Here is a 24,063-nt window from a genome sequence, read left to right as displayed (position 1 = left end):
CCCCGCATCCGGGCGCGATGACGGTCGGCGCCCTAGAATCGCTGGCCGTCCATTAACGAGGGTCTCCTGCTTTGATGAACGACTTTGCGAACTTCCTGCAGTTCAGCAGCTGGCCGCCCCGGCCCGACTGGCTGTTCTGGGCCTCGCTGACGATGGTGGCCGCCGGCGTGCTCGGCGAATTCGTCAACCGCCGCCTCGGCCTGCCCCGCGTGGTCGGCTACAGCGTCGTCGGCATGGTGCTGGCGGCGCTCGGACACGGCATCTTCGCCAACGGTGCGCTCGACGCGCGGCTGCGGCTGGTGGTCGATCTCGCGCTCGCGCTGCTGCTGTTCGAGATGGGCTCCCGCGTGAACCTGCGCTGGCTGCGCAACAACAAGGCGCTGCTCGGCGCCAGTGCGGCGGAGGCGCTCGCGTCCTTCGTCGTCGTCGGCATCGGCCTGATGCTGCTGGGCGTCAGTCCGCTGGTGGCGTTCAGCTGCGCGGTGCTGACCATGGCATCGAGCGCCGCGGTGGTCGGCCGCGTCGGCGCGGAACTGCGCGCCGCCGGTCAGGTGAGCGAGCGCATGCTCGCGCTGACCTCGTTGAACACGATCTACGGCGTGCTCGCGCACAAGCTGCTGCTGGGCTGGCTCGCGCTGGACCAGAAGGGCGACTGGCTGGAGGCCGTCGCGCAGCCGCTGTATGCCTTCATCGGTTCGATCATCGTCGCGGCCTTGCTGGCGCGACTGACCGCGAACCTGATGCGCCGGCTGGACCTGCGCAACGAGAACTCGGTGCTGATGCTGCTCGGCCTGGTGCTGGTGGCGCTGAGCGTGGCGCGGGTGCTGAACCTCTCGACGCTGCTGGTCCCGCTGCTCGCCGGCATGATCCTGCGCAACACGACGGAACGGCCGTGGGTCTGGCCGCGCCACTTCGGCACGGCGGGCGGGGTGCTGGTGCTGATGCTGTTCGTCGCGGTCGGTTCCGCGTGGACGCTGCAGGCGCTCGCGACGGGCGCGGTGCTGGCGCTGGCGCTGCTGCTGCTGCGCCTGCTCGCGAAGGCGCTGGCTCTGACCGGCATGGCGCGCCTGAGCGGCATCGACGCCCGTCAGGGCATCGCGCTGGCGGTGTGCCTGAGCCCGGTGTCGGGCACGATGCTCGTGCTCTTCAGCGAGGTGCAGCTGCACCATCCGCAGACGGCGGCGCTGCTCGCGCCGGTCATCCTCTCGACGATCGCCTTGATGGAGCTGGTCGGTCCGATCGCCGTGCAGTGGGGCTTGCGCCTCGCCGGTGAACATCACCCTGAAACGCCTGTAGTCAAGGAGGCTGCGAAGCGATGAGCCTCGAACCATTTGCCATTTCCAAGCCCCTGACGATGGGGGTGGAGCTCGAACTCCAGATCGTCAACCGTCACGACTACGACCTGATGCCGGGTTCGAAAGATCTGCTGCGGGTAATGAAGGGCGAGACCGTGCCGGGCGACGTCACGCCCGAGATCACGGACAGCATGATCGAGCTCTGCACCAACGTCTGCACGAACTACGAGCAGGTGCTGGAGCAGCTGACCACCACGCGCGATGCGCTGGTGCGCAGCGCCGATCGGCTCAACCTCGGGCTGTCGGGCGGCGGCACGCACCCGTACCAGCACTGGAGCAAGCAGCGCATCTTCGACAAGCCGCGCTTCCAGGAGATCTCGTCGCTGTACGGCTACCTGAGCAAGCAGTTCACGGTGTTCGGGCAGCACGTGCACATCGGCTGCGAAGGCCCGGACCATGCGCTGCGACTGCTGCACGGGCTGTCGCGTTTCATCCCGCATCTGATCGCGCTGTCGGCGTCCTCGCCGTATGTGCAGGGGAATGACACCGGCTTCCATTCGGCGCGTCTGAACTCGGTGTTCGCGTTCCCGCTGTCGGGGCGCGCGCCCTTCGTGCTGACCTGGGACGACTTCCTGGTGTTCTTCGAGAAGATGACCCACACGGGCGTCGTGAAGAGCATGAAGGACTTCTACTGGGACATCCGGCCCAAGCCCGAGTACGGGACGATCGAGGTGCGGGTGCTCGACACGCCGCTGACGATCGAGAAGGCCTCGGCGCTGGCGGCGCTGATCCAGTGCCTGGCAAGGTGGATCTCGCACGACAAGCCTTTCGAACTGCATGAGGACGACTACCTGCCCTACACGTTCAACCGGTTCCAGGCCTGCCGGTTCGGGCTGGACGGTACCTTCGTCGATCCGAAGAGCGGTGAGCACCGCAGCTTGCGTGAGGACCTGAACGTCACGCTGCATGCGCTGGAGCCGCATGCGGTCGCGCTGAAGGCGGAGCCGGCGCTGCGGTATGTGCGCGAGGAGATGCGCTGGCAGGGCAACGACGCGACGTGGGCGCGCGGGGTCGTGGAGAAGGAACAGCTGCTGAATGAGCTGGTGCGGCAGCAGTGTGAGCGCTGGGCCGGGAGGCCGGTGGGCTCGGCGCGGTGAGTGGCTTGATCGCGGCGACTCTCACGTAGAAGGTCGCCGCGGGTTGCTGCTCTCGGGCCGAATGCGTGGCATCCAGCCCGCGTGCCGCCTCATACGGCTTGGCTCCCCATCAGCGTGACACGTTGCGTCGACTCCGTCAGCAGGCGCCCCTCCTCCAGCGCCTCACGAATGCCGAACTCCTCCAGGGCATAGACGCCGTGGACGGAGCGCCAGAGAAATCCCTTGTCCTTGAGCGCATCCAGGGCCTGTTGAACGGTCTCGACGTTGATCGGTTCGTCGACATCATTACCGTCGTCCTGCTCAATCACCAATCGAAAGGTCTCCAAAGTACGGTTCCAGAACGGTACGAAACGCCGGCCCTGTGCGGCCAGCACGCGGAGTACCGCCGACTGAAGCGGGCTGAGCAGTCCGATCAACGCCAGCAGGTTCTGAATGCGCGAATCGGCCCGTGACTCGATGGCCTCGGCAAACACCGCTGCCGCCTCTTCCGGGGTCCAGTTGTCTCGCACAGCAAGTGCGTTCAGGCCGATCTGCATCCATTCAGGCCGGTAGCCCGAGCGCTCGAAGAGCGTGGACAACGCTCCCGCCTTCAACGCCGCGGAGGCCGGTGCACGCGCGCAAATCCAGTTCAGGTAGTCGACGCCGAGCGGAGGAAACTCCTTCATCGGAGCGCAGAAGAATGCCTGATCCTTCCATTCCACCAGCATGGCCAGCTTGTCGCGATTCGATCCAGTGGCCACGATCCGAAGGCCGTGGTGCGGCCCCATGTTCAGTTTGTCCCGAGCGGCCTTCAACGCATAGAGCGCGTTGCTTCCCTTGTCCGTCGTGATCGCATGCTGCGCCTCATCGACGATGAGCACGATCATTCGTTGGCACTCATCTGAGAGCATGGCCAATGCCTTCGCCAGCGACACCTGCTTTCCGAGGCCGACCCGATCCATGGTGAAGGCGACCCCACCCATGTTCACTCGCTCCATGCCGGCCGAACGCGCAAAGCGCATGACGACGCTTTCATGCCGAGCGAGTTCTTCGCGGATGGCTTCAATGATGACGTCACCGGGATCCTGGTCGCGCTCCTCCCAGAGGTCAGCGTAGATGACGATAGCGCCGCGGCGCTTGAGCTCGGGGCAGAGGTCCTGCTGCAGGAACGTCGACTTGCCGGTGCGACGACGGGCGCCGAGAAAAAGGCCGGACCGTGCAGGTGCAAGGTCGTCGTCCAGGATGTGGGTCGCCAGCTCCTGAGCCAGCGCGGTGCGATGGAAGATGGGCACGGGTTACTTCTCCAGATCGATTCAACGAGGCTGAACGAGATCTCAACCGCCGCTCTCGTTTGTCGAGCCGCAATCGGAATCACAAGTACGCATGCTCTGCGCATCGACCCGAACGCTCTCTGATTTAAATCAAAGACTTCTGGCGCTTCCTTCCTAGGTGGGAGGAGGGTCAGGTCTTGTCCACAGAAGCTGCACCAATCTGTTGCGCGGTCTCGGTGGATCCGCGGCACCGGCTCGCCTTTTCTGCTCCAACTTCGTCTCATGAAGCGACGAAGGGCGCAGTCTGCACTGCGCCCTTCGATTCCTCCCCCAATTCAATTGCGATGCTTCATCCTTTGAGATCGCAAATTGCGATCTCAAACAGGCACCTCGTCGACTGCGCGGCCGACGATGCCCAGCATGCCGAGGCCTTCGCGCAGCGACTGGCGCACGCTCTCGACCACGTGGCGAGAGGGATCGCCCTCCACGCAGTTGTCCTCGACCATCGACAGCGTCGCCGCTGCGGACACCAGCGTGTGACGCAGGTTGGCGATCGCCGAGGCGACGGACACGTCCGTGCGCAGGCAGACCGCGTCGGCGCCGAGGCGCAGGCCGAAGAGCTGTGCGTCGCTCATGCCCCATTCGTTTTGAAGGCTGATGAGCGAGCCGAGGTCGCAGCCCGCCAGCGGACGGCGATCGCGGATCGGACCGCGCGCTTCGTGGGTACGCGTTTGATGCAGGGTTCCCATGTTCGTAAGACTCCGAAGAACTTTGGAAACCACCGGCTTCGATTGCCGAGCCGCGACATGCGGTCGATCAAATCGAAGGGGTGGGCGAGATGTCAAACCACGCAGCACTCCGTCGTGTGGTCACCCTCACGGAATGACCCATCTCGCCCGTAAACCATAAGTACGGGAAGAGCCTCGCTTTGATCGCGAAGGCTGGAGCGCTGGTGTGTTTGAAGCACCTGCGTGCATCGTGCAACCGCACGCGGACTCACTCTCTGATAAAAATCAAACAGCTCCGGCAGTTCCGCCATCGTGGGGTCGCGTGGGGGATGCACTTCCCACCAAAGTGCCAGGTCTTGTCAGGTCGTCGACAGACTCGATTTCATCCCCGCGCGTTGAGCTCTTCCAACTGCTCCGGCGATCCCACATTCGCCCACGGCCCGGTGTAGAGCTCGGCCGTCACGGCTCGCGCGTGGATCGCGCGGTCGAGGCTCGCGCGGATGCGCTGGTGCTCTCCCGGTTGCACGCCGTCGAAAAACGCGCGCTTGTAGAGGCCGATGTTGCTGTAAACCTCAAGGTCGCCATCGATCGTGGCGAAGCCTGCAGCGTCGATACCGAAGTCGCCCGTCGGATGGCGCGGCTGCTTCGGCACGAACCACAGGTGCGCCAGCAGCGGGCTCGCCGCGAAGGCCGCGGCCTGCGCCGCATCGAACTCGAAGTCAGGAATGAAGATGTCCGCCGACACCGCCCAGAACGCGTCCTCGCCGTCCGCGCACAGCAGATCCAGCGCCGTCGCGATGCCACCACCCGTCTCCAGCGCGCGGCCGTAGCGCTCGCCTTCGTGGCTGTAATGCAGCGTCACGCCGAATCGCGCGCCGTCGCCCAGCGTCGCCTCGAACTGCTCGTGCAGCCACGCCGTGTTGATCACGATGTCCCGGATGCCGGCACGCGCGAAGGCCTCGATGTGCCACTCGATCAGCGGCTTGCCTCGCACCTTCAGCAAGGGCTTGGGCGTTTGGTCGGTCAGCGGCCGCATGCGCTCGCCGCGCCCGGCCGCGAGGATCATGGCTCGCATCGTCAATCCAGGAAATTTCGAGCGCGAGTGTAGTGTTCCGTCCCACCGCTCCCTCTAGTGACCCGCCGCGGACTCGCTTTGGGATGCACCGCTAGGCGCGAACCGGAGCCATAGCCCAGCTATGGCGAGGATTCGCAACAAAGCGGGGCGCCCAAAGCGAGTTCGCGGAGGGTCACTAGAATGCCGGGTTTGCCCCAACTGCCCGAGACCACCACCATGGCCGAGACCAGCGCTGCCGCCGTCACCCCGAACACCACCCAGATGGCCAACGCCATCCGTGCCCTGGCGATGGACGCCGTCCAGCAAGCCAACTCCGGGCACCCGGGCGCCCCCATGGGCATGGCCGAAATCGGCGTCGCGCTGTGGAAGCGCCACCTGCGCCACAACCCGGCCAACCCGCAGTGGGCCGACCGCGACCGCTTCGTGCTGTCCAACGGCCACGGCTCGATGCTGATCTACGCCCTGCTGCACCTGACCGGCTACGACCTGCCGGTCTCGGAACTCAAGGCCTTCCGCCAGATGCACTCCAAGACCCCGGGCCACCCGGAAGTCGGCATCACCCCCGGCGTCGAGACCACCACCGGCCCGCTCGGCCAGGGCATCTCCAACGCCGTCGGCTTCGCGCTGGCCGAGAAGCAGCTCGCCAAGGAATTCAACCGCGACGGCCACGCCATCGTCGACCACCACACCTACGTCTTCCTCGGCGACGGCTGCCTGATGGAAGGCATCAGCCATGAAGCCTGCTCGCTGGCAGGCTCGTGGAAGCTGAACAAGCTGATCGCGATCTACGACGACAACGGCATCTCCATCGACGGCCAGGTCGGTCCCTGGTTCGGCGACGACACCGCCAAGCGCTTCACCGCCTACGGCTGGAACGTCGTCGGCCCGGTCGACGGCCATGACGTCGACGCCGTCGACGCCGCCATCGCGCTGGCCAAGACCAGCAAGGACAAGCCCTCGCTGATCATCGCGAAGACCCACATCGGCAAGGGCAGCCCGAACCGCGCCAACACGTCCAAGGCCCACGGCGAACCGCTCGGCGCCGAGGAAATCAAGCTGACCCGCGAAGCGCTGGGCTGGTCGCACGAGCCCTTCGTGCTGCCCGCCGAGGTCTACGCCGACTGGGACGCCAAGGGCACCGGCAACGGCTTCGAAAAGGCCTGGGACGACAAGTTCGACGCCTACGCGACGCAATTCCCGGAACTGGCCGCCGAGTTCTCGCGCCGCATCGCCGGCGTGCTGCCGCCCAACTTCGCCGACGTCGCCGCGCAGGCCGTCATCGGCGCGCATGAGAAGGCCGAGACCGTCGCCTCCCGCAAGGCCAGCCAGATCGCGCTGGAAGCCTTCACCGCCGCGATGCCCGAGCTGCTGGGCGGCTCGGCCGACCTGACCGGCTCCAACCTGACCAACACCAAGAGCACGCCCGCCTTCCGCCTGGAAGAGGACGGCAGCTCCAACGGCGGCCGCCACATCAACTACGGCGTGCGCGAGTTCGGCATGGCCGCGATCATGAACGGCGTCGCGCTGCATGGCGGCTTCATCCCCTACGGCGGCACCTTCCTGACCTTCAGCGACTACAGCCGCAACGCCATCCGCATGGCCGCGCTGATGAAGCAGCGCGTGATCCACGTGTTCACGCACGACTCCATCGGCCTGGGCGAAGACGGCCCGACCCACCAGTCCGTCGAGCACGTCTCCAGCCTGAGACTGATCCCCGGCCTGGACGTCTGGCGTCCCGCCGACACCGCCGAGACCGCGGTGGCCTGGACGCTGGCCCTGGCCAACAGCCAGCGCCCCAGCGTGCTCGCACTGAGCCGCCAGAACCTGCCCTACCTGAAGAAGTCGGGCGAGGCCGTCGACGCCATCACCACCGGCGGCTACGTGCTGAGCGAGCCGTCCGACGTCGGCCTGAAGAAGAAGGCGCAAGCCGTGCTGATCGCCACCGGCTCGGAAGTGCAGCTGGCCATCGCGGCCCAGCAGCAGCTGGCCGTGGCCGGCATCCCGGTGCGCGTCGTCTCGATGCCCTGCACAAGCCTGTTCGACCGCCAGGACGCCAAGTACAAGAAGAGCGTCCTGCCGGAAGGCCTGCCGCGCGTCGCCATCGAGGCCGGCGTGACCGACCTGTGGTGGAAGTACGGCGTGTCCGCCGTCGTCGGCCTGGACACCTACGGCGAATCGGCCCCGGCCAACGTGCTGTTCAAGCACTTCGGCTTCACGCCGGAGAACGTCGCCGACACCGTCAAGGTGGTGCTGGGCAAGGCACGTCTGAAGTAAATCGCGAGCGCTTCGGCGATCGTCGACAAGGGGTGCTTCGGCACCCCTTTTTCATTGGCGTTCCGCTTCGAGCCACCGTCCAGGACCGGCGATGTACCCGCGCTTTGAAATTCCTCGTAACCCGGTAACCCGCTCGAAACGCCGGTCCTCGACTATCTGTTCAAATCAAGGGTTCCCGGCGACCCCGCCCGCTGCCTCCACGCCTGTGGTGGTGGCCCCGCGCGGCGCCGGGCCGAACACCTCCGAGGCACGACGTCCACTGGCTGGGCGACGCGCCCATGACGTCATCGATTCATTTCACTCGCAGGAGACTTTCCTCATGACCATCAAGATCGGTATCAACGGGTTCGGTCGCATCGGCCGCATGGTGTTCCGCGCCGCCGTGGCGAACTTCAAGGACATCCAGATCGTCGCCATCAACGACCTGCTCGAGCCCGATTACCTGGCCTACATGCTGAAGTACGACAGCGTCCATGGCCGCTTCGACGGCGATGTGGCGGTCGACGGCAACACGCTGATCGTCAACGGCCAGCGCATCCGCCTGACCCAGGTCAAGGATCCCGCCGAGCTGAAGTGGAACGAAGTCGGCGCCGACATCGTCGTCGAAGCCACCGGCCTGTTCCTGACCAAGGAAACCGGCGAGAAGCATCTGACCGCCGGCGCCAAGAAGGTGATCATGTCGGCCCCGTCCAAGGACGACACCCCGATGTTCGTCTACGGCGTCAACGACAAGACCTACGCCGGCCAGGCCATCATCTCCAACGCCAGCTGCACCACCAACTGCCTGGCACCGCTGGCCAAGGTGCTGAACGACAAGTGGGGCATCAAGCGCGGCCTGATGACCACCGTGCACGCCACCACCGCCACGCAGAAGACCGTCGACGGCCCGTCCAACAAGGACTGGCGCGGCGGCCGCGGCATCCTCGAGAACATCATCCCGTCCTCGACCGGCGCCGCCAAGGCCGTGGGCGTCGTGATCCCCGAGCTGAACAAGAAGCTGACCGGCATGTCCTTCCGCGTGCCGACCTCCGACGTCTCCGTCGTCGACCTGACCGTCGAGCTCAACAACAACGCCACCTACGCCGAGATCTGCGCCGAAATGAAGGCCCAGAGCGAAGGCGCCCTGAAGGGCGTGCTGGGCTACACCGAGGACAAGGTCGTCGCCACCGACTTCCGCGGCGACCCGCGTACCTCCATCTTCGACGCCGACGCCGGCATCGCCCTGGACGGCACCTTCGTCAAGCTCGTGTCCTGGTACGACAACGAGTGGGGCTACTCGAACAAGGTGCTCGAAATGGTCAAGGTCGTCGCCAAGTAAGCGACGTCAACGACACAGGCGGGCCTCGTTCCCGCCTTCCGAAGCCCCGCCCTGGCGGGGCTTTTTCGTTTCCGCCGCGGCCTCTCCGGAAACACCTCGCAACGCCTTCGGAAGGCCCCAGACCCCCTCTGATACGAACGGTCACCACTTCGTCCGTGGATGACTCCTCTTTGCGTGATGAATCCCCCTTTGGAGGTGGTGCCTCGCAGCAAATGTGTCGGCTCATTAGCAATTTCTTAGCAGCCTCGCCCCTAAACTGGTTAGCTCAGTTTTGTGGAGTTTCCGCATGTCCGTGCTGTCTTTGCCGAAGCGTCTGGCTACTGTCGTGGCTGTGTTCGGGTTGTTCGGAGTCGGCACCGCCGGCGCAGCCACCGCCGTGGCCCTGAAGCCGGATCAGCAGCCCGATTTCGCGCGCGTCATCGTGCGCTTCAAGGCGCAGGCGGACGCGGTCAAGGCCAGGCCGCTCGCGGTGCGCGCGACGGCCTCCGAAGCGAAAGACATCGCGCAGGTGCGCGGCACCACGCTCGGCCTCAGACATGCGGCCACGCTGCACGCGCGTCGCAGCCTGGACAGCCGCACCCACGTCTACACCGCCAGCGGCATGAGCTCCGCGGAGCTCGCCAAGCGGCTGGCCGCCGATAGCGACGTCGAGTCGGTCGAGGTCGACCGCTGGCAGAAGCATTTCTCCGTGCCCAACGATCCGCTGTACGCAACCGCCGCCGCGAATGGCGTCACCGCGGGCCAGTGGTACCTGAAGGCGCCTGATTCGACGGTGCTCTCGTCAATCAACGCGCCGGCTGCGTGGGACAAGTCGACGGGCACGGGTGTCGTCGTCGCGGTGCTGGACACCGGCGCGCGCATGGACCACCCGGACCTGGCCGGCCAGTTCGTCCAGGGCTACGACATGATCGGCTTCGGCAACAGCGGCACCAGCGTGATCGCGACCGCCAACGACGGCGACGGCGCCGACAGCGACCCGAGCGATCCCGGCGACTGGGTCAGCCAGTCCGACATCGACAGCGGCCGGCTGGGCAGCAGCTGCACGGCGGACGACATCGGCAACAGCTCCTGGCACGGCACGCGCGTGTCGGGCCTGATCGCGGCCATCACCAACAACAACCAGGGCATGGCCGGCCTGGCCTACGGGGCCAAGATCCTGCCGGTGCGCGTGCTGGGCAAGTGCGGCGGCTGGGCCTCCGACATCGCCGCGGGCATGCGCTGGGCGGCGGGCATCACCGTGCCGGGCCTCCCCACCAACAACTTCCCGGCCAAGGTCATCAACATGAGCCTGGGCGGTGACGGGGCTTGCTCCAGCACCTATCAGGACGCGATCACCGCGGCGGTCTCGGCCGGCGCGACGGTCGTCGCGGCGGCAGGCAACGGCGTCGAGAACGACGATCCGACCAAGGAGGGCGGCATCAACGTCGGCACGCCGGCGAATTGCAACAACGTCATCGCGGTGGCGGGCCTGCGTCATTCGGGCACCAAGGTCGGCTTCTCCAACCTCGGGCCGCAGGTGACGATCAGCGCGCCGGGTGGCAACTGCGTCAATTCGACCGGCGCCTGCCTGTATCCGATCCTCTCCACCACCAACAGCGGCACGACGACCCCGGTCGCGGGCAGCGCCGCTTTCAACTACACCGGTACCGGCACGAGCTTCTCGACGCCCTTGGTCAGCGCCACGGTCGCGCTGATGCTGCAGGTGGATCCGACGCTGACGCCGGCCAAGATCAAGACCGCGCTGCAGTCGTCGGCGCGGGCCTTCCCCACAGCCACGGCGGGCGTCGCGCAGTGCGTGGCTGGCAACAGCGCGCAGCCGCAGCTCGAGTGCAACTGCACGACCAGCACCTGCGGCGCCGGGATGCTGGATGCGAATGCGGCGGTGTTGGCGGTGACGCCGGCGGCAACGCCGCCCTCGACGCCTGCCTCGACCCCCACGACGACTGACACGCCGTCCAGCGGTGGCGGTGGCGGTGGCGCGATGAGCGGCCTGTGGCTCGCTGCATTGGTCCTGGCGATCGTGGCGTTGCGTTGGCCGAAGCCGCGTCTCGCCAAGATCCGCTCGAAGTAATCGAGCCGAGAGCCCGACGAAGTCCTCGGTAGCAAAACCGGGGCAGTACGGAAGTGATGGGGGACGGTGAGGCGTGAGGTTTCGGAGCTTGACTCCGGGGCCTCATGCCTCGGCGGCCAACGCGCCACACGAGTCAGGTAGGCGGTCTCCCGCAAGGGGCCTCCGTACTTCCGCCGCCGCTGGCCCTCACCCCTGCCCTCTCCCGCAAGCGGGAGAGGGAGTCGTTGCACCCAGGGTTGCGTGTTGCACCCAGCGCAATGTGTTGCGCTCTCTCGCAAGCGAGAAGGGGTCAGGTGTTGTCAGCGGCTCGCGCCCGACCCTGATCCGTTCGCGGCGCTCGCCGCGGAGGACGCCGCAGGCGCTTCCACCGAGCAATCCTTGCGCTTCTCGCCCCAGGGCGGATTGGCCAGCGCATTCAGCTTCCCGGACTGGGTGCTGTCCAGCCGCGACAGGCGCAGCGTCGTCTGCTGCAGGGGCTCTTGCAGGCGCATCACGCGCAGGCCCTTGTAGTTGCGCTTGGTCATGCCATCGAGCGCTGCCAGCGCCGCCGCTTCGCTGTCGTGCTTGCTGAGCACCAGCGTGGGCTGCTCGTCGGGGAAACCTTGCAGCGGCTCGAACGCGATCTTGGCGCTGCGGTAGGTGTCTTCCTTGCGTTCGCGGAAGTCCTTGCTGGGCATCTTGATCGTGGCCAGCGCCCACACGCCGCCGGTGTTGACGGCATTGCTCTCGATCGATGACGCCGCAATCCCGGCCCCGCTCAACGCTGCGTTGGCGCGCTTGAGCAGTTCATCGCCGATCAGCGGGCCCAGTTCCAGGCAGGAGCGTGCCGCGAGTTGCGTGACCGCCTTCTGGTTGAGCAGCGACAGCCGTTCCGGATTGATCTGCTGGTCCAGTCGCGGCGCAGTGGACGACACGCCGGCGATCCATCCCTTGTTCCAGCCGAACACCAGCACGTTGATGACGAAGAGCAGGGCGACCGCGGCGCGCAGCATCGTGGCTTATCCCTGTGCGGCGGACGCGCCGCCGAGCCGCACGCTGACCTCGCCGCCGCTGACCGTCTGGCGGCCCTGCGGCGTATCGATCAGCAGTTCACCGCGATCGCTCACGCCCGCGCCGGTGCCTTCCAGCGCGCCGGCCGTGATCGCCTTGCCTTGCAGCAGGTCGCGACGCGCGAAGCGATCGCGCCACGCGCCGAAGCCGGTCTGCGGGAACGCCGCCAGCGCCTTCACCAGCGCCGGCGCCAGGCGCGCCAGCGTCTGCGGCGGCGTGACGTCGGGAATCAGTTCCTGCAGGCAGGCGAAGCCGGTGTTGAGTTGCGACTCCGCGACCTTCGCGCGGTCCGACACGTTCAGGCCCACGCCGACCACCGCCATGCGCGAGCTGCCGGCGGGCACCGTCTCGATCAGGATGCCGCCGAGCTTGCGCTCGTCGAGCCACAGGTCGTTGGGCCACTTCAGGCCCAGGCGGCTGCCGTCGGGATCGAGCGCTTCGGCGATCGCCGCGCCGACGACCAGCGACAGCCCGGACCAGTCCGCGACCTCCACCGGCATCGACAGCGAGAAGGTCAGCGACGCGCCCGCCGTGCTGTGCCAGGCGCGGCCCTGCCGGCCGCGGCCGTGGGTCTGGTGTTCCGCGATCAGCAGGCAGGGGTGCAGGTCGTGCTGGCGGCGTCCGTACGGACGATCGCCCGCGCGACCGGCGGCCACGGTGCCCTCGTCCCGGCGCACGCGCTCGATCAGCGTGGCGTTGGTCGATTCGACCCGCGCCAGCACCTCGATGCTGAGCCCCGGCAGCAACGGCTCCAGGTCTTGCCACAGGGCCTCTGCGCCCCAGTTCTGATGTTCTTGCATCGCCGCGAATGTGATCTTGCGATCCCGTCTTGGTCTTCCCGGGCCGAGCAGCCCGGTGGTCGTGAATGGTCGGAGTCTAGAGGGAGATGGTCCCCGTCCGGGCGCCCGCACCATGAATCGGTGGCTGTAGGACCTGACAGGGTGCGCCGATACCTCCGACGCGCTTCAAGCGCCTTTCGAGGCGCCCTTGGCCGCTGTTTTCTCCTTGGGCGCTTTCTCCTTGGACGCTTTCTCTTTCGGCGCTTTCTCCTTGGGCGCCAGCATCGTGCGTCTGCAGCCCGGCGTCCCGCACCGGCATTCGAACCGCTTCTTCAACTTGGGCGTATAGCGCTCATCGATCACCAGACCATAGTCGTAGAACAGCTCTTCACCCGGATAAATGTCCGTCAGGGCATGGATGAACACCCGGCCGTCGATTTCGCGGGCCTCGCAGTTCGGGCTGCAGGCGTGGTTGATCCAGCGCGCGCGATTGCCGTCGACCGCCGCGTCGATGACCCCGCCGGTCTCAAGGTGAAAGTAGAAGGTATGGTCCGGTTGCGACGGATCGTGCGGATGACGGTCCAGCGCCTCGTCCCAGGAGATGTGTTCGCCCTTGTATTCGATCAGCTTGTCGCCCGCCTTCAGCGGCGCCACCGCGTACACGCCGCGCCCGTGCACGCCGGAGGCGCGGACCTCGATGCGCTGGCTGCGCTTGAGCGGGGTCGGATCGGCGGCGGGATCCACGGCCGGATCGACGGAGGCGGGAACACTCGAAGCGGGGCGCGGTTGCGGCATGGAGCGAGTCCGGTACATTGAATTCATGGGTGCGCGCGCGTGTACACACGTACGTAGGCGCGTGGGCGCGCGAGGCCGGATTGTAGGCAGACGTTCATGAAGATCGTGGACGCCTGAACGAAGAGGAAAGAAGCAAGCGCATGAGCAAGGCATTGGTGATCGCGGAAAAGCCGTCGGTGGCGCAGGACATCGTCAAGGCGCTGACCGCGCTGTCGGGCAAGTTCGAAAAGCATGACGAGTATTTCGAGAACGACGACTACGTCGTGAGCTCGGCCGTCGGCCATCTGGTGGAGATCAAGGCGCCGGAGGAATTCGACGTCAAGCGCGGCAAGTGGAGCTTCGCCCACCTGCCGGTGATCCCGCCCCACTTCGATCTGAACCCGATCGACAAGAGCAAGGGCCGCCTGAACGCGCTGGTCAAGCTGATCAAGCGCAAGGACGTGACCTCGCTGATCAACGCGTGCGACGCGGGGCGCGAAGGGGAACTGATCTTCCGCCTGATCGTCCAGTACGCGGGCACGGCCAAGGCGCAGGTCGCCAAGCCGGTGAGCCGGCTGTGGCTGCAGTCGATGACGCCGCAGGCGATCCGCGACGGCTTCGAGCGTCTGCGCACCGACCAGCAGATGCTGCCGCTGGCGGACGCGGCGCGTTGCCGCTCGGAAGCCGACTGGCTGGTGGGCATCAACGGCACGCGGGCGATGACCGCGTTCAACTCGCGCGACGGCGGGTTCTTCCTGACCACCGTGGGCCGCGTTCAGACGCCGACGCTGTCCATCGTCGTGGAGCGCGAGGAGAAGATCCGCAAGCACGTCTACCGCGACTACTGGGAAATCCGCGGCAACTTCGACGCCGAGGCCGGCCAGTACGAAGGCAAGTGGTTCGACACCGCGTTCAAGAAGAACGCCGACGATCCCGAGCAGCGCGCCGACCGCGTCTGGACGCAGGCCGAGGCCGATGCCATCGCCGCCGCCGCGCTGGGCCAGCCCGCCACGGTGACCGAGGAGTCCAAGCCCAGCACGACGGCCAGCCCCGGCCTCTATGACCTGACCACGCTGCAGCGCGAGGCCAACTCGCGCTTCGGCTTCTCGGCCAAGACGACGCTGGGCCTGGCGCAGGCGCTGTACGAGAAGCACAAGGTGCTGACCTACCCGCGGACCGACTCGCGCTACCTGCCCGAGGACTACCTGATCGTCGCGCAGGACACGGCGCGCATGATCGCCAGCGCCAACATGCCCGGCCCGCTGCAGCCGCTGGCGCAGCATGCGAAGACGGCGCTGGACAAGGGCTACATCAAGCCCACGAAGAAGGTCTTCGACAACGCCAAGGTGTCGGATCACTTCGCGATCATCCCGACGCTGCAGGCGCCCAGCAGCCTGACCGAGGCCGAGGCCAAGCTCTACGACATGGTCGTCAAGCGCTTCCTGGCCGTGTTCTTCCCGCCGGCCGAGTTCCAGGTCACGACGCGCATCTCGACGGTGAAGACGGCGGAGAAGTCGTATGCGTTCCAGACCAACGGCAAGGTGCTGATCAAGCCGGGCTGGCAGGCCGTCTACGGCAAGGAAGCCACCGACGAGAACGCCGAGCCGGGCACCAGCGGCGCGATGCTGGTCCCGGTGAAGGCCGGCGAGGTTGTGCGCACCGAGAGCACCGACGTGAAGGCGCTGGTGACCAAGCCGCCGGCGCGCTACACGGAAGCGACGCTGCTGTCGGCGATGGAAGGCGCGGGCAAGCTGGTCGACGACGACGAGCTGCGCGAGGCCATGGCCGAGAAGGGCCTGGGCACGCCGGCCACGCGCGCCGCGATCATCGAAGGCCTGCTGGCCGAGAAGTACATGCTGCGCGAAGGCCGGGAGATGATCCCGACCGCCAAGGCCTTCCAGCTGATGACGCTGCTGCGCGGCCTGGGCGTCGACGAGTTGTCCAAGCCCGAGCTGACCGGCAACTGGGAGTTCCAGCTGTCAGAGATGGAGAAGGGCCGCCTCAAGCGCGAGGACTTCATGGCCGAGATCGCCGCGATGACCGAGAAGGTCGTGCGCAAGGCCAAGGAATACGACCGCGACACCATCCCCGGCGACTACGCGACGCTGAAGACGCCGTGTCCGAAGTGCGGCGGCGTGGTCAAGGAGAACTACCGCCGCTTCACCTGCACCGGCAAGGTGGGCAACGGCGACGAGTGCGGCTTCTCGATCCCCAAGATCCCGGGCGGCCGCAGCTTCGAGCTGGCCGAGGTCGAGACCTTCCTGCGCGACAAGAAGGTCGGTCCGCTGGAGGGCTTCCGCTCCAAGGCGGGATGGCCCTTCACGGCCGAGCTCGCGCTGGTGTTCGACGCCGAGATCGACAACTGGAAGCTGGAGTTCGACTTCGGCGAGGACGCGAAGAAGGCCGAGGAGAACGGCGAGCCGGTGGACTTCAGCGGCCACACCGCGCTGGGCCATTGCCCGAAGTGCAACGGCCGCGTCTTCGACTTCGGCAGCAACTACGTCTGCGAACACGCGGTCGGCGACAAGGTCACCTGCGACTTCAAGAGCGGCAAGATCATCCTGCAGCAGCCCATCGAGGCCGAGCAGATGACCAAGCTGCTGGCGACCGGCAAGACCGACCTGCTGGAAAACTTCGTCTCCAACAAGACGCGCCGCAAGTTCAAGGCCTTCCTCGCCTACGACAAGAAGGAAGGCAAGGTGATGTTCGAGTTCGAACCGCGCGCGGCGAAGCCGGGCGCCAAGACCGGTGCGAAGCCGGCCGGCAAGACCCCTGCCGCGAAGACGGCCGCGGCCAAGGCGCCTGCGGCCAAGAAGGTCGCGGCGAAGAAGGCCACGGCCAAGGGCTGATCGCCCCGCGCGATGCACTGAGCGGGCCCTCCCGCTCAGACCGCATCGCGCATGTTCGGCTTCAACCCCACCTCCCACACCCACACGCACAGCCACGCCTCCTCGTTCCCGACGACAGCCGCCGGTCCGTCGGTCTCTTCGGGGAGCGAGCCGGTGACGCCACGCCCGGCGGTGGCTGCGACCGCAGCCCTGTCGGCAACACTGTCTCCGGGCGCGGCTCCTTCGAGACCGTTCGTGCTCGAGGTCCCCGACCGTTCGTCGCGGGTGCCGGTCGCCATCCTGCGCGCACGGCGACTGGCCAAGCTGGACTTCTCGCTCGACCGCATCGGGCGTGACGCGGCGTCCGCCTCCGCGGCGGCCCAACTCCTCCGACTGCGCCAGCACATGTTGAAGGGACTCAAGGGCGTCGCGGCCCGAGGGGTGCTGTCGGGAGCGCCGACGACGCTGGAACGCCAGAGTGCCGACCGCGCCATGGGTCTGCTCGAGCGGATCCTGCCGGCATTGCGCAACCTGCTGCAGGTGCCGGAATCACAGCTCGCGCCACTGGTCGACCAGGAGCTCCGCCTTGCAAAGAAGCAGGAGGGTCTGCTCAGGAGTGGCGTCATCGACGGGCATGCCAATGGCCGGTCACGCGACCATGCCCGCCAGTCGCTCAAGGTCCATACTGCGGCAACGGTGGATCGACTCGCCATCGCCCTGGCGGAGTTCGAGCGCTTCATCGACGGACTTTGTCCCGTGCCTACCGCGTTAGACGGCGACGCAGGCGGTCTGCGGGATCCCGGCGACGCCCGCAATGTCTACGATCCGTTCGGGGTGCTGCCGTACGCCCTGGAGAGCGATGCCCAGCGTCCCTAGCGCATCGCCGTGACGCCGCAGCGTCTGCTAGGGCGCGCGCAGGAACGCGTCGCCGCCCAGCACCGGCTGCGCACGCAAGCGCTCCGCCATGAAGTCCAGCAACAGCCGCAGCGAAGCGGGCACGCGACGGCCTGCGGCATGGACGAGATGCACCGGCGCCGCGGGCGGTTCGTGGTCGGCGAGCACGATGCGCAACAGGCCCTCACGCACCGCGTCCGCCGCCTGATAGACCTGGCACCGGGCCAGACCCACGCCGGCCACCGCCGCCGCGATGCCCGCGGCGTTGTCGTTCACCATCAAGGTGGGCGAGAGCGACTGCGGGCCGTCGCGGAAGCGCCAGGGCGTCATGCTCTGGCCGTCGAAGTAGCTGGCGACGATCCGGTGCTCGACGAGGTCCCGCGGCGTGCGCGGTTCACCGGCACGGGCCAGGTACTCCGGGGAGGCCACGATCACCCGGCGCATCGCGCCCACCGGCACGGCGGTCAACCCTGAATCGGGCAGATGGGCGATCCGCACCGCCAGGTCCAGCCCCTCGTCCATCAGCGACACGACCCGGTCCACGAGCAGCAGCTTCAGGCGGATCCGCGCGTGCTGCTGGAGGAAGGCCGTGGCCAGCGGCGCGACGTGCAGCCGCCCGAACATCGAGGGTGCGGTCAGCGACAGCAGTCCCGCCGGATCGGCCTGCCCTCCCGCCGCCGCGGCCTCCGACTCATCGAGGTCACCCAGGATGCGGCGGCAGTCGATGACGAAGCGCTCGCCGGCCTCGGTCAGCCGCACCGAGCGCGTGCTGCGCTGGAACAGCTGCACGCCCAGACGTTGCTCCAGCGAGGCGATCGCACGCGTGGCCGCCGGCGCCGAGCAGCCCAGCCGTCGAGCGGCCGCGGCGAAGCTCTGGGTGTCGGCGACGGCGATGAAGCAGCGCAAGCGGTCGAGGTGATCCATCGGACGGCGCGCCGCTCGCGAGCAGCGCCCAATTATTTCGACAACTGCAATTCTGAATGATTCGACATCGGCATTCCAGCCAGCGACTGCAAGAGCTACGGTAGAGGCCTCCAAGAATCACCGCGAGAGCCCTCCCCCATGAACGCCCCCGCCCTCCGCCCGTCCGCGCCATTCCGCCTGCATCGCGTGGCCGCCTCGGGCCACTGCCATCGCGTCGAACTCCTGCTGTCGCTGCTCGACCTGCCGTACACGGTGGTCGACATCAACCTGCCCGGCGGCGATCAGCGGCAGCCCGCCTTCGTGGCGATGAATCCGCTGAGCCAGGTGCCGGTGCTGGAAGACGGCGACCTGGTGCTGCCGGAGAGCAACGCGATCCTGGTCTACCTCGCGACGCGCTACGCGCCCGACGCCGGCTGGCTGCCGCGCGATGCCGTCGAGGCCGCCTGGCAGCAGCGCTGGTTCAGCCTGTCGGTGAGCCTGCTCGGACCGGGTGCGGCCACGCCGCGATTCCGCACGCTGAACGGATTGCAGGTCGATCCCGCGTCGCGGGTCTTGGGCCACCGGCTGTTCGCGATGGTCGAAGACCAGCTGGTGCGCACCGACTTCCTGATCGCCGACCGGCCGGCGCTGGCCGACGTGGCCTTCTACGGCTACACGGCGCAGGCGCCGCTCGGCGGCGTCTCGCTGGACGACTACCCGCGCTTGCGGGCCTGGCTGGCGCGCATCGAGGCGCTGCCCCGCTTCAAGCCCCTGCCGCAAAAGTTCTGAGGACCCCCATGGACACGACCTGGCACCCCGGCGAACAGGCACTGCAGGCAGCGGTCGGCGTCCGCGAGCGCATGGCCGAGATCGGCTCGCAGATCATCCGCGATCACATGCCCGACCAGCACCGCGAGCTGTTCAACAAGCTGCCCACGCTGCTGCTCGGCGCGATCGACGCCGCGGGTCAGCCATGGGCGACGATGCTGGCGGGCCCGCCGGGCTTCATCACGACGCCGGACGCACGGACGATGGCCGTGGCCACGGGGTTCGACGCCCAGGATCCGGCGCTCGCCGCGCTGCGGGCGCAGGGACCGGGCGCGCCGGTGGGGCTGCTCGGGCTGGAGCCGCACACGCGGCGGCGCAATCGCATGAACGGGCGGCTGCTCTCGCTCTCCGGCGACGGCTTGGCGGTCGGCGTCGTGCAGAGCTTCGGCAATTGCCCCAAGTACATCCAGGCGCGCGATCCGCTGGCCTGGGACGACACGCCCTCCGCCCTGGCACGGCCCTTGGGCGCGGCGCTCGATGACGGTGCGCTGGCGCTGATCGAAGCCGCGGACACCGTGTTCATCGCGAGCGCCTCGGCGCCGGTGCCCGGCGACGGGCGCGCGGACGGCGTCGACGTCTCGCACCGCGGCGGCCCGCCGGGCTTCCTCCGCGTCGAACGCCGCCTGGACGGCGGCATCACGCTGTGGATGCCGGAGTTTCCCGGCAACCGCTTCTTCATGACGCTGGGCAACCTGCTGCGCCACCCGCGCGCCGGACTGCTGGTGCCGGACTACGCGCGCGGCGAGCTCCTGCACCTGGCGGCCGAGGCCGATGTCGCCTGGACCGACGACGCGCGAGGCCTGACCCTGCGCGTCACCGGCGGCCTGCGCCGCCCCGGTGCGCTCCCCTGGCGATGGAGCGGAGCGCGGCTCGCGCCGCAGTTCACCGACTAGGTCCTCGGTCCGGAGAAGCCGGGCGCGCCAGCGGCCTTTCGCGCTCCCCCAAATCGCAACCCGTGAAATCCAGGGGGTCGGTTCGTGCCTCAATCCTCCGGATGACCCTCGCATTTGCGCGACACTCGACCGCAAATAAACGTGCGAGTCAGGAGAGGGCATGCGGTCATGGGTCGATCGACGCTGAGCATCCAGACGCGGCTGGTCGCCGCGCTGAGCCTCAGCGCGACGGTGCTGGTGGGCTTGATCGGCCTGTACTGGGTCGACCGCCACGAGCACGAACTCAACACGGCGCTGGTCGAGCGCCAGCAGCGCATGGCGCAGCTGGTGGCGCGCGGCTTCGCGGAGCCGGTGTGGAACCTGGACAGCGCCGCGCTGTCGGAGCTGCTGGACGCCGTGATGGCGGATCCGGAGGTCCAGTCGATCACGCTGGCCGCGCCGGGGTTGGAGACGCTGCAGCGCTCGCGCCAGACGCTGGCGGTGCGGCCCCTGACGCTGGAGTTCGAGCTGAGCCATCGCGCCGGCGCGCAGGGCCCCGCGGGCGCCCTGGGTCGCGCGACGCTGGTCTACACGCGCAGCTACATCGACCAGACGCTGGGCGAGACGCGCCGGCTGGTGGCCAGCCTGCTGGCGACGGTGCTGCTGGCGATCGCGCTGACGAGCTACGTGCTGGTGCGGCGGCTGGTGGAGCGCCCGGTCTCGCGCCTGCGCGGGCTGGCGCAGCGCGTGGCGAGCGGTGAGCTCGGCGCGCACATCGAGCCCGAACATGCCGACGAGATCGGCGACCTGACCGAGCAGCTCAACGCGATGAGCGGCAAGCTGCGCGACTTCGCCGAGGGGCTGCGCAGCAGCGAGCAGCGCTACCGCAGCCTGTTCGAGAACGCGGCGGAAGGCATCTTCCAGGCCGCCGGCCACGGCCGGCTGCTGCGCGTGAACAAGGCGCTGGCGCAGATGCTGGGACTGGGGCATCCCGAGGACGCGCAAGGCGTGACCCTGAGGCGCATGGTGCGCATCGAGCGTGACGAGTACCGGCGTCTGGCGCGCGCGCTGGAACGGCATCGCCTGCTGCAACAGGTGCCGCTGCTGGTGACGACGCGCGACGGGCGCGACCTGTGGGTGGAGCTGAGCCTGCACCTGGTGCTGGACGGCGCCCCGCGCATCGAGGGCCTGGTCAGCGACATCACGCTGCGCCGGCTGGCGGAACAGGAACTGACGCAGCATCGCGACCACCTCGAGGAGCTCGTGACCGAGCGCACCGTCGAGCTCTCCCAGGCCAAGCAGCGGGCAGAGGCCGCGAACCAGGCCAAGAGCCGCTTCCTGGCCACGATGAGCCACGAGTTCCGCACGCCGCTGAACGCGATCCTCGGCTTCGCGCAGCTGCTGCAGATGGACAGTTCGCTCACCGCGGCCCAGCAGCAGCGCATCCGGCTGATGCGCGAATCGGGCGAGCACCTGCTGGTGCTGATCACCGACCTGCTGGACGTCGCCAGCATCGAGGCCGGCAAGCTGACGCTGCAGCTGAGCCCGCTCGACCTGCGGGCGCTGCTGGAGATCTGCAGCGAATCGATGCGGCCGCGCGCGGCCGAGAAGGGCCTGGCCTTCGACGTGCAACTGGACCCGCAACTGCCCTCGCGTGTGCGGGCGGACGGGCAGCGGCTGCGCCAGGTCTTGCTGAACCTGCTCTCCAACGCAGTGAAGTTCACCGACCATGGACGCGTCGGCCTGGCCGTCGATGTCATCGCGCAAGGCCCCAGCAGCCTGGTGCTGCGCTTCACCGTCTCGGACACCGGCATCGGCATGGCGCCCGAGCAGATGGACCGGCTGTTCCAACCGTTCGAGCAGGTGGCCGACCAGTCGCGCCGCACCGGCGGCACCGGGCTCGGGCTGGCCATCAGCCAGCAGCTCGTGCGGCTCATGGGCGGGGAGATCACCGTCGAGACCTCGCCGGACGAGGGCAGCAGGTTCAGCTTCGCGCTGGAGCTGCCGTTGGCGTCCTGAGGCGGCCCTCAGACTTCGCTCCGCCAGGCGCGGGCTCTCCACGGGGCATGGGGCCTCGCGTCCGCGAACCCCAAGCCCCATTCCGGCCCCAGTGGCGATCGTTGACTTCACGTTGAACGGAGGCTGCTGTGCGGGCGGCGCGCGGGGGTTGCACGCGCAGCGGCATACTCCCCCGCCATGACTGCCGTCCTGTTCTACAAGCTGCTGGCGATCTTCATCGCCGCAGGCATGGGGTGGTTCGTCGGGCACATGCGCTGGCTCGGCAAGGCCGGCGGCGAGAACGACCCGGCCCGCATCCTCTCCAACATCGCGTTCTACCTGTTCGTCCCCGCGCTGATGTTCCGCACCACCGCGCGCGTGGAGATCTCGGAGCTGCCATGGCTCACCGTGGCCGCATTCTTCGCGCCCGTGGTGCTGATGCTGGTCGCCGTCTACCTGTACGAGCGCAAGCGCCATCCCGACAACCCGGCCGCACCCGCCGTGCGCAGCATCACCGCGAGCTTCGGCAACACGCTGCAGGTCGGCGTGCCGCTGGTGGCGGGCGTGTTCGGCGAGAGCGGCCTCGCGGTCCACATCACCGTGGTCAGCCTGCATGCGCTGACGCTGCTGACCATCGCCACGGTCCTCGTCGAGATGGACCTCGCCCGTCACACCAGCGGCGGGGCGAGCCTGAAGCGGACCATCCTCACGACGATGCGCAATACCGTCATCCATCCGGTCGTGCTGCCGGTGCTCTGCGGCTTCGCGTGGCATGCCACCGGCATCCCGCTGCCCGCCGTGCTCGACGAGGTGCTGCAGATGCTGGGCAGCGCGGTCGTGCCGCTGTGCCTGGTGCTGATCGGGATGTCGCTGTCCTACTACGGCATGCCGCGCGGGGCGATGCGCACGCTGCTGGGCCTGGCGGCGCTCAAGCTGCTGGTGCTGCCGGCACTCGTGCTGGGCATCGCGCACTGGGGCTTCGGACTGTCGGGCATGCCGCTCGCCGTGATCGTCATGATGGCCGCGCTGCCGCCGGGCTCGAACGCGATGATGTTCGCGCAACGCTACCGGACGCTGGAGGCCGAAGCCTCCGGCGCCATCGTGCTGGGCACGCTGCTGTTCGCGGCGACGGCGCCGATCTGGCTGGCGATTCCGGCTTGGCTGGGCACGACGAAGTAGGCGTTTCGAGTCGTCGGTAGCACGATCTCCACGTCTCGGAAATGACTGGGATGCGTATGAATGCGGGCTCCCGGACCGGACTCAGAATCGTTGGTCTCACATCACAAGAGACCTTCAGCAATGACCGCCCGGGAACTCCAGAGTCAGCTCCATCAAGCGCGCCGCCAGATCTCCACAGACGCATACGGCATGTCGCTCGGAGAGGTCGTCACCCTCTATCGCTCCAAGGAGCTGGTGATCGATCCGCTCTACCAGCGCCTGTTCCGATGGGATGAATCGCAGAAGACCCGTTTCGTGGAGTCCGTTCTGCTCGGCCTCGCCGTTCCGCCGATATTCGTCTTTCAACGCGAAGACGGCACGTGGGACCTGCTGGACGGCCTGCATCCGGTCATGACAATCCTTCAATTGACCGGTGACTTGCTGGATGAGAAGGGCCGCCCAGTCACGCCACTCGTCCTCCGCGACACGACGCTCCTGCCTGCGCTGTCGGGCATGTCCTGGCACGGCGCGGTTGCCGAAGAAGATGAGGACGATGATCCCGAAGACGACGGCACGGCCTTCAACATCCAGCTGCGACTGGACCTCAGGCGTGCGCGAATCCATGTGGAGATCCTTCGGCATCAATGCGGAATGGACGTGGCGCAGGCGCTGTTCGAACGCTTCAACGCAAATGGGACGGCCTTTACGCCGGAGGAGCTTCGGCTGGCCATGATCTCGTTGGGCAAGACGGATCCCTCCCATATGGACTGACACGACTGCCCGACCCCGGGCAGATTCATTCACTGTTGAT

At 67.6% G+C, this 24,063-nt stretch carries 19 protein-coding genes; 12 read left to right on the top strand and 7 right to left on the bottom strand.

Annotated elements, in window-relative coordinates; all coding sequences use genetic code 11:
• Positions 1-74 precede the first annotated feature (74 nt).
• The gene (locus ABE85_RS24960) at positions 75-1,319 is read left to right on the top strand and encodes a cation:proton antiporter (RefSeq protein ID WP_067281247.1); all 1,245 of its coding nucleotides are present in this window, start codon (positions 75-77) and stop codon (positions 1,317-1,319) included.
• Positions 1,316-2,452: a YbdK family carboxylate-amine ligase gene (locus ABE85_RS24955; protein WP_067281242.1), complete on the top strand. Its 1,137-nt coding sequence runs from the start codon at positions 1,316-1,318 to the stop codon at positions 2,450-2,452. The genes ABE85_RS24960 and ABE85_RS24955 overlap by 4 nt, the downstream gene beginning before the upstream one ends.
• A gap of 89 nt (positions 2,453-2,541) precedes the next feature.
• Here the strand turns inward: ABE85_RS24955 and ABE85_RS24950 are convergent, their stop codons facing one another.
• The 3 genes from ABE85_RS24950 to murU form a co-directional block, all read right to left on the bottom strand.
• Complete coding sequence (locus ABE85_RS24950; RefSeq protein WP_067281240.1) at positions 2,542-3,723, bottom strand: hypothetical protein; 1,182 nt, start codon at positions 3,721-3,723, stop codon at positions 2,542-2,544.
• A 356-nt stretch (positions 3,724-4,079) separates the two neighbouring features.
• Positions 4,080-4,451: a hypothetical protein gene (locus tag ABE85_RS24945; protein ID WP_067281238.1), complete on the bottom strand. Its 372-nt coding sequence runs from the start codon at positions 4,449-4,451 to the stop codon at positions 4,080-4,082.
• Positions 4,452-4,812: 361 nt separating this feature from the next.
• Positions 4,813-5,505 carry an N-acetylmuramate alpha-1-phosphate uridylyltransferase MurU gene (murU, locus tag ABE85_RS24940; protein WP_067281236.1) on the bottom strand — a complete coding sequence of 231 codons (693 nt, stop codon included), beginning with the start codon at positions 5,503-5,505 and terminating at the stop codon, positions 4,813-4,815.
• A gap of 180 nt (positions 5,506-5,685) precedes the next feature.
• Here murU and tkt point away from each other — a divergent pair, with 180 nt between their 5' ends.
• From tkt to ABE85_RS24925, 3 genes are all read left to right on the top strand, one after another.
• Positions 5,686-7,779, top strand: coding sequence for a transketolase (tkt, locus tag ABE85_RS24935; RefSeq protein WP_082938931.1), 2,094 nt, complete (start codon positions 5,686-5,688; stop codon positions 7,777-7,779).
• 319 nt (positions 7,780-8,098) lie between these two features.
• On the top strand, positions 8,099-9,097 hold the full coding sequence (gene gap, locus ABE85_RS24930; protein ID WP_067281231.1) for a type I glyceraldehyde-3-phosphate dehydrogenase: 999 nt from the start codon (positions 8,099-8,101) through the stop codon (positions 9,095-9,097).
• A gap of 286 nt (positions 9,098-9,383) precedes the next feature.
• Positions 9,384-11,168, top strand: a complete 1,785-nt coding sequence (locus ABE85_RS24925; protein WP_067281229.1) for a S8 family peptidase — start codon at positions 9,384-9,386, stop codon at positions 11,166-11,168.
• Between the two features lie 299 nt (positions 11,169-11,467).
• Here ABE85_RS24925 and ABE85_RS24920 read toward each other — a convergent pair whose 3' ends face one another.
• The 3 genes from ABE85_RS24920 to ABE85_RS24910 all read right to left on the bottom strand — a co-directional run bounded on the left by ABE85_RS24920 (position 11,468) and on the right by ABE85_RS24910 (position 13,792).
• Complete coding sequence (locus tag ABE85_RS24920) at positions 11,468-12,160, bottom strand: hypothetical protein (RefSeq protein WP_067281227.1); 693 nt, start codon at positions 12,158-12,160, stop codon at positions 11,468-11,470.
• A gap of 6 nt (positions 12,161-12,166) precedes the next feature.
• Positions 12,167-13,018: a biotin--[acetyl-CoA-carboxylase] ligase gene (locus ABE85_RS24915; RefSeq protein WP_067281222.1), complete on the bottom strand. Its 852-nt coding sequence runs from the start codon at positions 13,016-13,018 to the stop codon at positions 12,167-12,169.
• Between the two features lie 165 nt (positions 13,019-13,183).
• The gene (locus tag ABE85_RS24910) at positions 13,184-13,792 is read right to left on the bottom strand and encodes an SET domain-containing protein-lysine N-methyltransferase (RefSeq protein WP_082938930.1); all 609 of its coding nucleotides are present in this window, start codon (positions 13,790-13,792) and stop codon (positions 13,184-13,186) included.
• A gap of 140 nt (positions 13,793-13,932) precedes the next feature.
• On the opposite strand from ABE85_RS24910, the gene ABE85_RS24905 reads away from it, so the two are divergent.
• Entirely contained in the window at positions 13,933-16,620 is a 2,688-nt protein-coding gene (locus ABE85_RS24905; RefSeq protein WP_067281215.1) for a DNA topoisomerase III, read from the top strand.
• Between the two features lie 51 nt (positions 16,621-16,671).
• Entirely contained in the window at positions 16,672-17,475 is an 804-nt protein-coding gene (locus tag ABE85_RS24895) for a hypothetical protein (RefSeq protein ID WP_157522898.1), read from the top strand.
• A 27-nt stretch (positions 17,476-17,502) separates the two neighbouring features.
• Here ABE85_RS24895 and ABE85_RS24890 read toward each other — a convergent pair whose 3' ends face one another.
• Entirely contained in the window at positions 17,503-18,417 is a 915-nt protein-coding gene (locus tag ABE85_RS24890) for a LysR substrate-binding domain-containing protein (RefSeq protein WP_067281204.1), read from the bottom strand.
• Positions 18,418-18,555: 138 nt separating this feature from the next.
• Between ABE85_RS24890 and ABE85_RS24885 the strand changes: the two genes are divergently transcribed.
• From ABE85_RS24885 to ABE85_RS24865, 5 genes are all read left to right on the top strand, one after another.
• The gene (locus ABE85_RS24885) at positions 18,556-19,185 is read left to right on the top strand and encodes a glutathione S-transferase family protein (protein WP_067281201.1); all 630 of its coding nucleotides are present in this window, start codon (positions 18,556-18,558) and stop codon (positions 19,183-19,185) included.
• An 8-nt stretch (positions 19,186-19,193) separates the two neighbouring features.
• Entirely contained in the window at positions 19,194-20,117 is a 924-nt protein-coding gene (locus tag ABE85_RS24880; RefSeq protein ID WP_067281196.1) for a pyridoxamine 5'-phosphate oxidase family protein, read from the top strand.
• 168 nt (positions 20,118-20,285) lie between these two features.
• On the top strand, positions 20,286-22,115 hold the full coding sequence (locus ABE85_RS24875) for an ATP-binding protein (RefSeq protein WP_067281194.1): 1,830 nt from the start codon (positions 20,286-20,288) through the stop codon (positions 22,113-22,115).
• Positions 22,116-22,292: 177 nt separating this feature from the next.
• On the top strand, positions 22,293-23,273 hold the full coding sequence (locus ABE85_RS24870; protein ID WP_067281191.1) for an AEC family transporter: 981 nt from the start codon (positions 22,293-22,295) through the stop codon (positions 23,271-23,273).
• Positions 23,274-23,393: 120 nt separating this feature from the next.
• Positions 23,394-24,023: a DUF262 domain-containing protein gene (locus tag ABE85_RS24865; RefSeq protein ID WP_067281190.1), complete on the top strand. Its 630-nt coding sequence runs from the start codon at positions 23,394-23,396 to the stop codon at positions 24,021-24,023.
• The last annotated feature ends 40 nt before the right edge of the window (positions 24,024-24,063 follow it).

This window comes from Mitsuaria sp. 7, assembly GCF_001653795.1.
In the GTDB taxonomy this organism is placed as follows: Bacteria; Pseudomonadota; Gammaproteobacteria; order Burkholderiales; family Burkholderiaceae_C; genus Roseateles.
Note: the sequence above shows the minus strand (reverse complement) of the source record. Positions and strands in the feature narration are given on the sequence as shown.